Here is a 13,856-nt window from a genome sequence, read left to right as displayed (position 1 = left end):
CTGGAAGCTGGGGGGAGGATCATTTAATTTACTTAAAGACAAATAAATAAGCATGAAGGATCGCACAATCGCCCGCGCCACGCCGCCTCGCGCCACCCCGGCGGCGGCGGAAGCGCGCGCGATTGCGCCGCCCGCGCGCCAGCGCGGACGCCCGGCGCTGGCGCGGCCGCGGTTGCTGCGCGCCGCCCGCGAGCTGCTGCTGGAGCACGGCCTGGAGGTCTCGCTGGAGCAGATCGCGCTGCATGCCGGGCTCACCCGGCAGAGCCTGTACAACCATTTTTCCAGCAAGGCCGACCTGCTGATGCAGGTATTCGAAGCGTTGAACGAAGAACTGCAGGCGCAGCTGGAGAACATCGGCGATGCGGCCTCGCAGGACCTGCCGCGCGCGCTGCAGCAGATCGCGCTGACCGTGCAGGCGCACCTGTACGCACCGTCCTCGCTGCGCCTGCACCGGCTGCTGGTGCAGGCCAGCGCGCAGATGCCGGACCTGCTGCAGTCGATGCACCAGCGCCGCACCGGACGCCTGCGCCAGCGCCTGAGCGACCTGCTGCAGATGCTGGACGCGCGCGGCGACGTGCGCGTGGCCTCGCCCACGCTGGCCGCCAGCGCCTTCATCGGCGCGGCGATCGGCTACGCCTATCCCGGCGCGATGCTCAACGGGCAGGCCCCGGATCGCGAGGGCCAGCAGGCGCTGGCGGCGGAAGTGGTGACCAGCTTCCTCGCCGCCTGGCGCTATCGCGTGCCGTCGCGCTGAGGCCGAACCCGGGCCTGACGACGCGACGGAGAAATCGCAGCAATGCCGAGCTTTCCGCTAAATGCGCTCCAGCACCGATGCCTTTCAGGGAAACCGTCGGGGCTGAAGCCCCTCCTAAAGTGCTTCGCGCGTCAGGAACTGCACGACAGCATCGAACAACCGGCGCGTTCGCGCGCCCAGTCCGGGCGCCGCGCCGCGAACGCCTCGCGTCCCGGCTGCTCGTCGTAGGGCCGGCGCATCACCTCCAGCAATTCGGCGATGCCGTCGGTGTCGCCCTGCTCGGCACGGTCGATCGCCTGCTGCGCCAGGTAATTGCGCAGCACGTAGCGCGGGTTCGCCGCGCGCATCTTCGCCACGCGCGCGGCCGCCGGCAGCGGATCGTCGCGCAGCCGCTGCGCATAGCGCGCCAGCCAGGCCTCGAACGCCGGCGCCTGCGCGGCCAGCTTGGCCGGGTCGTAGAACGCAACAGCCAGGTCCGCCAGCGTCGGCAGCTGCGCCGCGCTCAGCTCGCGGAACCACAGGGTCATGTCCACCTCGCCCTGCTGCAGCAGTTGCAACAGGTCCTGCATCAGCGCCAGATCGGGCTCGCCGCATGCGGCCAGGCCGAGCTTGGCGGCGGCGTTGTCGCGTTCGGCCTGGGCGTATGTCTCGCGGAAACGTGCCAGCCCGGCCTGCAGCGGCGCGACGTCGTCGAACAGCGGCGCCAGCGCCTGCGCCAGCCGGGTCAGGTTCCAGTACGCGATCTGCGGCTGGGTGCCGAAACGGTAGCGGCGGCCCTGGGCGTCGGTGGTGTTCGGCGTCCAGTCCGGATCGTAGTCGTCGATCCAGCCGTAAGGGCCGTAGTCGATGGTCAAGCCCAGGATCGACATGTTGTCGGTGTTCATCACCCCATGCACGAAGCCGACCCGCATCCAGTGCGCGACCATCGTCGCGGTGCGCGCGCAGACCTCGCCGAACCAGTCGGCATGGCGCGTGGCGCCATTTGCGTGCAGCTCGGGGAAATCGCGGTCGATCACGAAGTCGGCCAGTTGCCGCAGCAAGGCCGTCTCGCCGCGCGCGGCCGGCAACTCGAAACTGCCGAAGCGCACGAACGACGGCGCCACCCGGCACACCACCGCACCCGGCTCGGCGCGCGGATGGCCGTCGTAGAACATGTCGCGCACCACGCGCTCGCCGGTCGCGACCAGACTCAGCGCGCGCGTGGTCGGCACGCCGAGATGGTGCATGGCCTCGCTGCACAGGAATTCGCGGATCGACGAGCGCAGCACCGCGCGGCCATCGGCACCGCGCGAATACGGCGTGCGCCCGGCACCCTTGAGCTGCAGCTCCCAGCGCTGCCCGTCCGCCCCCAGCGCCTCGCCCAGCGCGATCGCGCGGCCATCGCCGAGCTGACCAGCCCAATGCCCGAACTGGTGGCCGCCGTAGTTCGTCGCGTACGGCCGCATGCCCGGGTAAAGCGCATTGCCGGCGAAGACCTCGGCGAACTGCGGCGCCAGCACCTCCTGCTCCGACAAACCGAGCATGGCCGCCACCTCGCGCGAATGGGCAAGCAACTGCGGCGCGGCCACCGGGGTCGGCGCGACCTCCGACCACAACGCGCCCAGCACCTCGCGCAGGCGCGGTCCGCGCTCGGGATCGCCAGGCAGCTCGGCGGTAAAACGGTTGTCGAAGCGCAATGCGGGCATATGCGTCAGCTTACAGCCCCCTCTCCCATCGGGAGAGAGGTTGGGGTGAGGGTGCGGCGCGAAGCGTCTCGCTGGGTTGGGTGCGCAAGGCTGCGCCCGTACCCTCATCCGCCCCTGCGGGGCACCTTCTCCCGACGGGAGAAGGGAACAGCCGCGGAGTGCTTTAGCCCCTCTCCCGCTGGGAGAGGGTTGGGGTGAGGGTCCGGCGCGAAGCGTCTCGCGGAGTTGGGTGCATGAGGCTGCGCCCTGACCCTCATCCGCCCCTGCGGGGCACCTTCTCCCGCAGGGAGAAGGGAACAGCGCTAGCCCCTCTCCCCCGGGAGAGGGGTTGGGGTGAGGGTACGGCGCGAAAGCGTCTCGCGGAGTTAGGTACGCGAGACTGCACCCTACCCTCCCCCCTGCCAGGCACCTTCCCCGAAAAGGGAGCCATGGTCCTGCCGGGAGAAGAAAACAGCGAACTGCAACCAAGCCAGCGCATCCGCAGCGACATCTCGCGCGTACTTGCCGGTAGCGCCGCCGACGCCATGCACTCGCTGCCGACACATGCATGCGGCATGCTCCCGCTCCTTTCCTGCAGGTACCGTCCATGTCCGAACGTTCGCCGTTGCCGCCGCGCTGGCCGCGCCACCTGCTGGTCGCGCTGTCCTCGCTGCTGGTCTCCGCCTGCAGCAGCGTGTTCTTCGGCGGCCTCAACGCCGGCTCTGCGCGCAACGGGCTGAGCGAGCAGCGCGGGATCGTGTTCGATGCGGCGCATGGCCTGAAGCTGGACGTCTATCGCCCGGTCGCGGCGCAGAACGCGCCGGTGGTGGTGTTCTTCCACGGCGGCACCTGGAAGACCGGCAACCGCCAGCAGTACCGCTGGGCCGGCGAGGCGCTGGCGCGGCATGGCGTGGTCGCGATCGTGCCGGATTACCGCAAGTATCCGCAGGTGACCCTGGACGGCTTCATGCACGACGCCGCCAGCGCGGTCGCCTGGAGCCAGCGCCATGCCGCCGAGCACGGCGGGGACCCGCGCCGGCTGGCGCTGATGGGCCACTCCGCCGGTGCGCACATGGCCGCACTGCTGGCCACCGACGGCAGTTGGCTGCAGGCGCAAGGCCTGTCGCCGCGGCAACTGTGCGGCCTGGTCGGCCTGGCCGGTCCCTACGATTTCCTGCCGCTGACCGATCCCGACCTGATCGGCATGTTCGGCCGCGACCCGGCGCAGCAGCGGCGCTCGCAGCCGGTGGCCTTCGTCGATGGCGACGAACCGCCGGCGCTGCTGCTGCACGGCGCCAACGACCGCGTGGTCGAGCCGCGCGACAGCCGTTCGCTGCAGGCGGCCCTGCAAGGCGCCGGCGTGCCCGCCGAGCTGAAGCTCTATCCAGGCGTCGGCCACCTGCGTCTGGCGCTGGCGCTGCGCAAGGACGATCCGGCGCTGCCGGTCATGGCCGACAGCATCGCCTTCGTGCGCCAGTGCCAACCGCGCATGCCGCAACCGTGAAGCAAGGAGCGCGGCGTATCGAGCGCCCTCGCCGCGCGCCGCGATCCGCTCTGGGATGAAGGACGCGCCCTAGCCGGCCTTGCCGCTGCCGAGCAGTTCGAACGGCCCGCCCTGCTGCAGCGCGCGCTGGTAGGCCGGACGCTGTTCGATGCGCTGCACGAAGCCAGCCAGGTTCGGATAGGCCTGCAGGCCGGCGCGCGCGGCCGCGGCCTGGACCGGGAAGCTCATCTGCACGTCGGCGGCGGTGAAGCGGTCGCCGGCGAACCAGCCGGTGGCCGCCAGTTCGCGCTCCATCCAGTCCAGGTGCAGCTTCAGTTGCGGACCGACGAAGCCGTGCATCGCCTTGTCGACGATGGCGCGGGCGATCGGCCGCGCGAAGAACGGCATCTTCGCCGAACGGATGCGCCCGAACACCAGGCTCATCAGCAACGGCGGCATCGCCGAACCCTCGGCGTAATGCATCCAGTAGCGGTAGCGCAGGCGCTCGGGCGCCTCCAGCGGCTGCGGCGACGGCGACAGCGCGCGCTCGGTGTCGTAGCGCTCCACCAAGTAATCCAGGATCGCGCCGGATTCGGCAAGCACCTGGCCGTCGTCGACCAGCACCGGCGACTTGCCCAGCGGATGGATCGCGCGCAATTCCGGCGGCGCCAGCATGGTCTGCTTGTCGCGCTGGTACTTGACCACCTGGTACGGCAGCGCCAGTTCCTCCAGCAGCCACAGCACGCGCTGGGAACGGGACTGGTTGAGGTGGTGGACGGTGATCATGGCGACGGTTCCGAAGGCGCGGGGGCGGCCATGGTAGCCGGGTCTGCGTGGGGATCGCGGCTACAGGGAACTTCCAATCACCCCGAAAAATTCAACCGGCACGCTCGCAAGCCATTGATACGCTTACGTGAAATTAAGAAATAGAGGGTTTCCAGAAGCCCTATGGCCGCGCAGCGTCTCCGGTATCGACGACGCTGGAGCTGCGCTTGGCGCCGACGCCGATACGGCTCCAGGCTGGGCCAGGCAGATGCAGCAGGTACGCGCACAAATAAAAACGCCGGAAGCTTGCGCTCCCGGCGTTCTGGCGACCTTGCGGTAGCTGGCGTCTAAATTAGACGGCCTGCACCTGGTCAGCCTGCATGCCCTTCTGGCCCTGCACGGCGACGAAGGTCACCTTCTGGCCTTCCTGCAGCGACTTGAAGCCGGTGCCCTGGATGGCGCGGAAATGCACGAACAGGTCCGGGCCGCTTTCCGGGGTGATGAAGCCGAAGCCCTTGGCATCGTTGAACCACTTCACGGTACCGCTCTGACGATCAGACATTTACTAACTCCTGAAACATTGAATTGAAGAAAATCGCAGCCACCGGGTATCGGGGCCGAGACTGAGTTGCAGGCGTTGGTAAAGCGGAACGATGAAGCGGATCGCGAGATCAACTGCACCAGGCCACGATTCACGGTGACCCTAGCAAACACAGTGGACCAACCATACGCGGGTCGTCCGCAAAAAGCGACAAGTTTGTGTAGACAAACCGAGATCGCCCACAAAGATGCTGAACCCAGGCCTAAAGTTCGCGGCAGTGCGGTCGATACACCTGCCGTTCTACGCAAATTGCGCAGCCGCCCTGCCCTTGCCGGGCATTCCACTGGATGGCGTGCCGGCGCACGGAACAGTCGCTCACTATGACACTGCAAGCCCCTCTCCCGCCGGGAGAGGGGTTGGGGTGAGGGTACGGCGCGAAGCGTCTCGCGAAGTTTGGGATGCACGAGGCTTCGCCCGGACCTCATCCGCCCCTTCGGGGCACCTTCTCCCGCCGGGAGAAGGGAACAGCCAGGGGTGCATAGCCCCTCTCCCCCGGGAGAGGGGTTGGGGTGAGGGTCCGGCGCGCAGCGTCTCGCAGAGTTAGGCCACGTCGTCACGCCGGCGGCCAAACCAAGGTCTGCGCACTGACGAAACTGCGCGCCTGCCCACTGAGCGGGTCGTCGAACGCCAGGCCGCAGGCCAACAAGTGCAGCGTGTCGGCGGCAGCGCCCTCCCCCTCCGCACGCAACTGCGGATACAGCGCATCGCCCAGGATCGGCGCGCCCAGCGCCGCCATGTGCACGCGCAACTGGTGTTTGCGGCCGGTCACCGGCGCCAGCGCGTAGCGCCACAGCGGTCCGTCCGGAGCGTCCAGCACCTCGATCCGGGTCAGGCTGTTGGCCTCGCCGTCGGCCTCGGCCATGCGGAAGAACGGCTCGCCGCGTACCAGCCGGCTTGCGCGCAGCAGCGGAAACGCCTGTCCCGGCAAGGCCGGGGCCAGCGCCTGATAGGCCTTGGCGATGCGCCGCTCGCGGAACAGCGCCTGGTAGGCGGCGCGGCTGCGCGGATCGGCCGAGAACAGCACCAGCCCGGCGGTGGCGCGGTCCAGCCGGTGCAGCGGCACCAGCGCCGGATTGCCCAGCCGCGCCACCAGCCGCGCCAGCAAGGTCTCGCGCAGGTAGCGCCCGGACGGGGTCACCGGCAGCCCATGCGGCTTGTCGGCCACCACCAGATGCGCATCGGCATGGACGATGCGCTCCACCCCGGCGATCGGCGCCTCATCGGCGACCTCGCGGAAATAGCGCACGTCCAGCCCGACCCGGTACGGCAGCGACGCCGGCAACGGCTGCCCGTGCAGATCCTGCACGCGGCCGCGGGCGCAGCGATCCTGCCACTGTGCCCGCGACACCTGCGGGAAGCGCGCGCACAAGCCGTCCAGCAGCGTCGGCCACGGCCCTGGCGGCAGCTGCCAGCGGCTCGGGGCCGGAACCAATGCGGACGGTGGGCGGGGATCGGACATCGCCACGCATTATCATGGCCGCCCTTTGATCCCGGTAGCCGCATGGCCCTCACCGCCACCCTCCGCAAGGCCGAGCTGCAGATTTCCGACATGGACCGCGGCTACTACGCGGCGCATTCGCTGACCCTGGCCCAGCATCCGTCCGAAACCGACCAGCGGCTGATGGCGCGGCTGCTGACCTTCGCCCTGTTCGCCGAGGAACGCCTGCTGTTCGGCAAGGGCCTGAGCAGCGACGACGAGCCGGACCTGTGGCGAATGGACTACACCGGCGCGATCGAGCAGTGGATCGAGGTCGGCCAGCCCGACGAATCGCGCATCCGCAAGGCCTGCGGCCGCGCCCGCGACGTGGTGGTGGTCAACTACGGCGGCCGCGTCGCCGACATCTGGTGGGAGAAGAACGCCTCCGGCCTGCTCAAGCTCAAGCCGCTGCAGGTGATCGACCTGCCCGGCGACGCGGTCGCCTCGGCGGCCGAGCTGATCCAGCGCAGCATGCGTTTCGACGTGGTGATCCAGGACGGCGAAGTGCAGTTGCTCGGCGACGAGGGCAGCGTCACCTTCACCCCGACGGTGCGCAAAGCCGCGGCATGAGCGCGCGCGCCGAGCCGATCCGGGTCGACGTCGCGGTCATCGGCGCCGGCGCCGCCGGGCTGATGTGCGCGCTGACCGCCGGCCGCCGCGGGCGCCGCGTGCGGGTGATCGAGCATGCCAACAAGGTCGGCAAGAAGATCCTGATGTCCGGCGGCGGGCGCTGCAATTTCACCAACACCGGCACCGGCCCAGGCAATTTCCTGTCCGCCAACCCGCACTTCTGCAAGTCGGCGCTGGCGCGCTACCGCCCGGCCGATTTCATCGAGATGGTCGAACGCCACGGCATCGCCTATCACGAGAAGGAACTGGGCCAGCTGTTCTGCGACATCTCCTCCAAGCAGATCGTGCGCATGCTGGTGGACGAATGCGACGCGGCCGGGGTGACCATTCGCACCCAGTGCGCGGTGCGCGGCGTGGAACGCGGCAGCGAGGGGTTTCGCATCGACAGCGACGACGGCCCGGTACACGCCGCCTCGCTGGTCGTGGCCAGCGGCGGGCTGTCCATTCCCAGCCTGGGCGCCACCGGCTTCGGCTACGAACTGGCCCGCCAGTTCGGCCACGCCGTGCTGCCGACCCGCGCCGGACTGGTGCCGCTGACCCTCAGCGGCAAGCACCAGGAACGCCTGCAGGACCTGTCGGGGCTGGCGCTGCCGGTGGAAGCCAGTTGCAATGGCGCCAGCTTCCGCAACTTCATGCTGATCACCCATCGCGGCATCAGCGGCCCGGCGATCCTGCAGATCTCCTCGTACTGGCAGCCGGGCGACGACCTGCGCCTGGACCTGCTGCCCGGGCAGGACGCGGCCGCGTGGCTGCGCGAGCAGAAGCGCCTGCGCGGCGCCGCCGAGCTGCGCACGGTACTGGGCGAGGCCCTGCCGCGCCGCTTCGCGCAGCGCCTGTGCGAGGTCTGGCTGCCGGACAAGCCGGTCCGCCAGCTCGACGAACCGCAGCTGCGCGCCGCCGCGGCCCTGCTCGGCGCCTGGCCGCTGGTGGCCAGCGGCACCGAGGGCTACCGCACCGCCGAGGTCACCCTGGGCGGGGTGGATACCGATCAGGTGTCGTCGGCGACCATGGAATCGCGCCAGATGCCCGGCCTGTACTTCGTCGGCGAGGTGCTGGACGTGACCGGCTGGCTGGGCGGCTACAACTTCCAGTGGGCCTGGGCCTCGGGCCATGCCGCTGGCGGCGGGGCCTGACGGCCGGGATTGGGGAGTCGGGATTTGGAATTCGCAACGGCGCGCTTCGATGTTTACACCCAGCTTTGGTCAACCCACGAACGTTCAGGCACCGGGAACCGCTGTAACGAATCCCCAATCCCGAATCCCCAATCCCGGCCCCACACACATGGACGCCGCTGCGGGCATCGTGTATTAAACCCCGTCTCCGGGAGGCTTCATGCAAACAGGCAAAGACACCACCCTGCGCCTGATGATCGTCGACGACAGCGGTGAAGACGCCGAAGCGATCGTCAGCAGCCTGCGCAACAGCGGCATCGCGGTGCGGCCGTCGCGGCCGCAGCACGCAGAGGAACTGGGCGCCATGCTCGCCGCGCAGCCGATCGACCTGGTGCTGAGCGCGCGCTCGCAGGCCATCCCGCTGCCGCAGGTGCTGCAGCGCGTGGGCGCCAGCGGCAAGGACATCCCGGTGATCCTGCTCGCCGACAGCATCGACGAGAACGAATGGGTCGAGGCGGTGGCCGGCGGCGCGCGCGCGATCGCCCTGCGCCAGCGTCCCGAGCACCTGCTGTCGGTGCTGCGCAACACCTGGGCCGACCTGCACGCGCGCCGCGGCCTGCGCCGGATCGAGGCGCAGATGCGCGAGACCGAGCGCCGCTGCGATGCGCTGATCGCCTCCTCGCGCGATCCGATCGCCTACATCCACGAAGGCATGCACATCCGCGCCAACGACGCCTACCTGGAGATGTTCGGCTTCGACTCGTTCGACGACGTGGAAGGCGTCTCGCTGCTGGACATGGTCGCGCCGCAGCACGTGGAGGAATTCAAGCAACTGCTGAAGTCGCTGGGCAAGGGCGAACCGCCGCCGGCGCAGTACCAGGTCGACGCGCGCACGATGGAGGGCGAGAGCTTCCCGGCGACGATGGAGTTCGCCACCGCCAGCTACGAGGGCGAGGCCTGCGTGCAGGTGGTGTTCCGCCGCCGCGAGGAATTCGATCCGGAACTGGCGCGCGAGGTTGAGGACCTGCGCCAGCGCGACCAGGTCACCGGCCTGCTCAACCGCCCGACCTTCATGCTGGCGCTGGAGAACGCGGTGGCCCAGGTCGGCCGCGGCGACGGCCATTACGGCTTCCTGCTGGTCGAACCCGACCACTACACGCGGTTGCTGGCCGACATCGGCCTGGACTCGGCCGACGCGTTGGTGGCGGCGCTGGCCCAGCACCTGGCCGCGGCGATCGACGGCGACGTGCAGGCGGCCCGCTTCGGCGAACACAACTTCGCGCTGCTGTTGCAGGGCGACTACGCCCGCACCTCGGCGCAGGCCGAGCGCCTGCTCAACGCCTACGCGGCGCACGTGTTCAGCGTCGGCGAGCGCTCGGCCACGGTCACCGTCAGCATCGGCGGCGTGCAGATCGGCGAGAAGATCGCCACCGTCGGCCAGGTCCTGGCCCGCGCCAGCGAGAACGTGCAGGCCACCATCGAACTGGGCGGCAACGCCTGCAAGATCTTCGACCCCGGCGCCGCCGACCGGGTCGAGGAAGAGCGCATCCAGCGCTGGGTGCAGCAACTGCGCGACGCGCTGGCCGGCGACGGCTTCCTGCTGCACTACCAGCCGGTGCTGAACCTGCAGGGCGAGCCGCACGAACTGTACGAGGCCTACCTGCGCCTGGAGCGCAACGACGAGATCATCGGCCCGACCACGTTCCTCGGCATCGCTACCGAACACGGGCTGATGGCCGAGATCGACCGCTGGGTGGTGGCCCGCGCGATCGCGGTGATCGGCGAGCGCCAGCGCGCCGGCCATGCCACCAGCCTGCTGGTCAAGATCAGCCCGGACGCCTTCGCCGACCTGCAGATGGTGGAGCTGATCCGCCGCGAACTGGCCGCGCACGGCGTGCCCGGCGAGCGGCTGTGGCTGCAGACGCCGGAAGCCAAGGTATTCACCCACCTGCGCAATGCGCAGCAGTTCCTGGCGGCGGCCACCGGACTGGGCTGCAAGGTCGGGCTGGAGCAGTTCGGCTCGGGCCTGGACTCGTTCCAGTTGCTGGCGCATTTCCAGCCTTCGTTCCTGAAACTGGATCGCGGCTTCACCCAGGACCTGGCGCAGACCCGCGAGCACCAGGAAAAGATCCGCGAGATCACCGAGCGCGCGCAGTCGGCCGGGATCCGCAGCATCGCTGAGTTCGTCGCCGACGCCACCTCGATGAGCCTGCTGTTCAGCGCCGGCGTCGACTACGTGCAGGGCGAATTCGTCGGCCTGGCGGGACCGGGGATGAGCTTCGATTTTGCTTGAAGGCCGGGATTTGGGATTCGGGATTGGGGATTTGCAACGGCGCAGTGGCCAGGCCGTTCCACACGATCCTGCAAAAAGAAACGCCAGGCGGGGTGACCTGCCTGGCGTTGCCTGAGCCGACTGCGGTTGCAGGCGACGATTCGAGTTCGGCGAACCGCGATCCGGAAGGAGCGCCAGCCCGCGGCGATCAGCTCACCGTCGCGTTAGTGTGCGAGGCGCGCAGCGTGGCGATGCGCTCGGACAGCGGCGGGTGGCTCATGAACAGCTTGCGCAGGCCCTGGCCCAAACCACCGGCGATGCCGAACGCCTGCACCTGCGACGGCAGCGTGCTCTGCCCGTGGTTGAGTTCCAGCCGCTGCAGCGCCGCGATCATCTTGTTGCGACCGGCCAGGCTGGCGCCGCCGGCGTCGGCGCGGAACTCGCGGTAGCGCGAGAACCACATCGCGATCATCGTCGCGAACAGGCCGAACACCATCTCCAGCACCATCACGATGGCGTAGTAGGCCAGGCCGCGGCGGCCGCCGTCGCGGTTGCCGGACAGGTAGCCGTCCACCACTCCGCCGACCACCCGCGCCAGCACGATCACGAAGGTGTTCAGCACGCCCTGCAGCAGCGCCATCGTCACCATGTCGCCATTGGCGACGTGGCTGATCTCATGCGCGAGCACGGCTTCCGCTTCGTCTTCGGTCATGTTCCGCAGCAGGCCGGTGGACACCGCGACCAGCGCGTTGTTGCGGTTGGCGCCGGTGGCGAAGGCGTTGATCTCCGGACCGTCGTAGACCGCGACCTCGGGCATGCCGATGCCGGCGGCCTGTGCCTGCCGCCGTACCGTCTCCAGCAGCCAGCGTTCGGTGTGGTTGCGCGGCTCGGTGATCACCTGCGCGCCGGTGGCGCGCTTGGCCATGAACTTGGACAGCAACAGCGACACCAGCGAGCCGCCGAAGCCGAACAGCGCGGCCATCACCAGCAGGCCGCCCATCTGGTTGGGATTGATCCCGAACACGGACATGACAATGCCGGCCAGCACCAGCACCGCCAGATTGGTGATGAGGAACAGGGCGATTCGATTGAACATGCAGGCGTGGACTCCGCACCAGGAAAAATGAAGGACTGACTCGAATCTGCGGCGCGTACAGCTTGAATTCAAGCGCATACCTGACCGACGATTCAGCTTGCCCATGCCCTCGCCCCCTCCCTACCGCGGCCGTTTCGCGCCCTCGCCCACCGGTCCGCTGCACCTGGGCTCGCTGCTCGCCGCGTTCGGCAGCTGGCTGCTGGCGCGCCATGCCGGCGGCGAGTGGTTGCTGCGCATCGAGGACGTGGACCGGCCGCGCAGCGTGCCTGGCGCAGCCGAACGCCAACTCGCCAGCCTGCGCGCCTGCGGGTTGGAAGCAGATGCGCCGATCCTGCGCCAGAGCGAGCGCGGCGCCGTCTATCAGGCCGCCGCGCAGCGCCTGCTGCAGAGCGGCCAGGCATTCGCCTGCAGCTGCAGCCGCAGCGAACTGGCCGCGCAAGGCGGCGTGCACCACCGCTGCGTGGCCGCGCAAGCGCGGCCGCAGCCGGCGCTGCGCCTGCGCGTGGCCGCGGGCAGCACGGTCGGGTTCCGCGACGGCGTGCGCGGCGATGTCGAACAGGACGTGCACGCCGAGGTCGGCGACTTCGTGCTGCTGCGCGCCGACGGCTGTTGGGCCTATCAGTTGGCGGTGGTGGTCGACGATGCCGCGCAAGGCATCAGCGACGTGGTCCGCGGCGCCGATCTGCTCGATTCGACGCCGCGGCAGATCCTGCTGCAGCGCGCACTGGGCCTGCCGACGCCGAACTACCTGCACCTGCCGCTGCTGCTCGGCGGCGACGGCCGCAAGCTGTCCAAGTCGCATGCGGCACTGCCGCTTGACGACGCCGATCCGTTGCCCGCGCTGCGCCTGGCCTGGACCCTGCTGGGGCAGGCTCCGGCGGCGCTGGCCGGGGCCGGCTCGGTGGCCGCATTGCTGGCCGCGGCGTTGCGCGCGTTCGAGCCGGCGCGGCTACCGGCGCAGGATCGGACGCTGGCGGACGCGGCCGGTATCCCCAGCGACGCCAAGGCTGACTAGAATCGGGGTTTCGGCTGCGGCGCGGCCCTCTCCTCTTCCCCCATCCGGAGCGAATCCATGACATCACGCGTTGCGCTGGTCACCGGCGGTACCGGCGGCATCGGCACCGCCATCTGCGAGCGGTTGGCCGCACAGGGCCACCGCGTGGCCAGCAACTACCGCGACGCGGCCAAGGCGCACGCCTGGCAGCAGCGCATGCGCGAACGCGGCCACGAGATCGCCATCGTCGCCGGCGACGTCGCCTCGCCCGACCACGCGCAGGCGCTGGTGCAGGAAGTGGAGCGGCAGCTCGGCCCGATCGAGGTGCTGATCAACAACGCCGGCATCACCCGAGACACCACCTTCCACAAGATGACCGCCGAGCAGTGGCACGAGGTCATCAACACCAACCTCAACTCGGTGTTCAACGTCACCCGCCCGGTGATCGAAGCCATGCGCAAGCAGCGCTGGGGCCGGGTCATCCAGATCAGTTCGATCAATGGCCTGAAGGGCCAGTACGGCCAGGCCAACTACGCCGCGGCCAAGGCCGGCATGCACGGCTTCACCATTTCCCTGGCACGCGAGAACGCCGGCTACGGCATCACCGTCAACACCGTGTCGCCGGGCTACGTGGCCACCGACATGGTGATGTCGGTGCCGGAAGAAGTGCGCGCCAAGATCATCGCCGACATCCCCACCGGGCGCCTGGGCAGGCCGGAAGAGATCGCCTACGCGGTCGCGTTCCTGGTCGCCGAAGAGGCGGCCTGGATCACCGGCTCCAACCTGGACATCAACGGCGGCCACCACATGGGCTGGTAGCGACAGGCGACTGAACCGCTCAGGCGCGCGGGCGGCACAGTCGAGGTAACGCTACCGAAAATGCTGCAGCTGGCATTGCGCGCTTCGCATCCGTGCTGCGTGCGTGCTGCGCAGCATTTTTTTTGCCGTCGCGCCCGAGTTCAGGGGCTTTTGGCGGTTGCAAGCCCTGCTGCGCTGCGCCATGCTGCG

At 69.2% G+C, this 13,856-nt stretch carries 12 protein-coding genes; 7 read left to right on the top strand and 5 right to left on the bottom strand.

Translation table 11 applies throughout. From position 1 onward, the window contains the following. Nucleotides 1-52 precede the first annotated feature (52 nt). Nucleotides 53-754 carry a TetR/AcrR family transcriptional regulator gene (locus HEP75_RS09055; protein ID WP_255424039.1) on the top strand — a complete coding sequence of 234 codons (702 nt, stop codon included), beginning with the start codon at nucleotides 53-55 and terminating at the stop codon, nucleotides 752-754. A gap of 131 nt (nucleotides 755-885) precedes the next feature. Here the strand turns inward: HEP75_RS09055 and HEP75_RS09050 are convergent, their stop codons facing one another. Next, a complete protein-coding gene (locus HEP75_RS09050) occupies nucleotides 886-2,439 on the bottom strand; it encodes a YdiU family protein (protein ID WP_185826197.1) in 1,554 nt (517 codons plus the stop codon). Nucleotides 2,440-3,025: 586 nt separating this feature from the next. Here HEP75_RS09050 and HEP75_RS09045 point away from each other — a divergent pair. After that, entirely contained in the window at nucleotides 3,026-3,922 is an 897-nt protein-coding gene (locus HEP75_RS09045) for an alpha/beta hydrolase (RefSeq protein WP_185826196.1), read from the top strand. Between the two features lie 69 nt (nucleotides 3,923-3,991). Here HEP75_RS09045 and HEP75_RS09040 read toward each other — a convergent pair whose 3' ends face one another. The 3 genes from HEP75_RS09040 to HEP75_RS09030 all read right to left on the bottom strand — a co-directional run bounded on the left by HEP75_RS09040 (nucleotide 3,992) and on the right by HEP75_RS09030 (nucleotide 6,726). Further along, nucleotides 3,992-4,687: a glutathione S-transferase gene (locus tag HEP75_RS09040; RefSeq protein ID WP_185826195.1), complete on the bottom strand. Its 696-nt coding sequence runs from the start codon at nucleotides 4,685-4,687 to the stop codon at nucleotides 3,992-3,994. A gap of 331 nt (nucleotides 4,688-5,018) precedes the next feature. After that, a complete protein-coding gene (locus tag HEP75_RS09035; protein ID WP_006451993.1) occupies nucleotides 5,019-5,228 on the bottom strand; it encodes a cold-shock protein in 210 nt (69 codons plus the stop codon). Between the two features lie 592 nt (nucleotides 5,229-5,820). Continuing rightward, complete coding sequence (locus HEP75_RS09030; protein ID WP_185826194.1) at nucleotides 5,821-6,726, bottom strand: pseudouridine synthase; 906 nt, start codon at nucleotides 6,724-6,726, stop codon at nucleotides 5,821-5,823. A 42-nt stretch (nucleotides 6,727-6,768) separates the two neighbouring features. Here HEP75_RS09030 and HEP75_RS09025 point away from each other — a divergent pair, with 42 nt between their 5' ends. The 3 genes from HEP75_RS09025 to HEP75_RS09015 all read left to right on the top strand — a co-directional run bounded on the left by HEP75_RS09025 (nucleotide 6,769) and on the right by HEP75_RS09015 (nucleotide 10,779). Beyond that, on the top strand, nucleotides 6,769-7,314 hold the full coding sequence (locus HEP75_RS09025; RefSeq protein ID WP_185816096.1) for a YaeQ family protein: 546 nt from the start codon (nucleotides 6,769-6,771) through the stop codon (nucleotides 7,312-7,314). Continuing rightward, on the top strand, nucleotides 7,311-8,507 hold the full coding sequence (locus tag HEP75_RS09020) for an NAD(P)/FAD-dependent oxidoreductase (RefSeq protein ID WP_185816095.1): 1,197 nt from the start codon (nucleotides 7,311-7,313) through the stop codon (nucleotides 8,505-8,507). The genes HEP75_RS09025 and HEP75_RS09020 overlap by 4 nt, the downstream gene beginning before the upstream one ends. 199 nt (nucleotides 8,508-8,706) lie before the next feature. Beyond that, nucleotides 8,707-10,779 (top strand): EAL domain-containing protein, encoded by a 2,073-nt coding sequence (locus HEP75_RS09015; RefSeq protein ID WP_185822945.1) that lies wholly within the window; start codon nucleotides 8,707-8,709, stop codon nucleotides 10,777-10,779. A gap of 187 nt (nucleotides 10,780-10,966) precedes the next feature. On the opposite strand, the gene htpX is transcribed toward HEP75_RS09015, so the two are convergent. Beyond that, nucleotides 10,967-11,854: a protease HtpX gene (gene htpX, locus HEP75_RS09010; protein ID WP_185826193.1), complete on the bottom strand. Its 888-nt coding sequence runs from the start codon at nucleotides 11,852-11,854 to the stop codon at nucleotides 10,967-10,969. A 103-nt stretch (nucleotides 11,855-11,957) separates the two neighbouring features. Between htpX and gluQRS the strand changes: the two genes are divergently transcribed. Together gluQRS and phbB are read left to right on the top strand one after the other, a co-directional pair. Beyond that, nucleotides 11,958-12,869, top strand: a complete 912-nt coding sequence (gene gluQRS, locus HEP75_RS09005) for a tRNA glutamyl-Q(34) synthetase GluQRS (RefSeq protein ID WP_185826192.1) — start codon at nucleotides 11,958-11,960, stop codon at nucleotides 12,867-12,869. A 57-nt stretch (nucleotides 12,870-12,926) separates the two neighbouring features. Continuing rightward, the gene (gene phbB / locus HEP75_RS09000; RefSeq protein WP_185816091.1) at nucleotides 12,927-13,667 is read left to right on the top strand and encodes an acetoacetyl-CoA reductase; all 741 of its coding nucleotides are present in this window, start codon (nucleotides 12,927-12,929) and stop codon (nucleotides 13,665-13,667) included. Nucleotides 13,668-13,856: the final 189 nt, after the last annotated feature.

The sequence above is a fragment of the Xanthomonas sp. SI genome (genome assembly GCF_014236855.1).
GTDB lineage: Bacteria > Pseudomonadota > Gammaproteobacteria > Xanthomonadales > Xanthomonadaceae > Xanthomonas_A.
The sequence above is the reverse complement of the archived record's forward strand: the minus strand, read 5'-3'. Positions and strand labels throughout refer to the sequence as shown.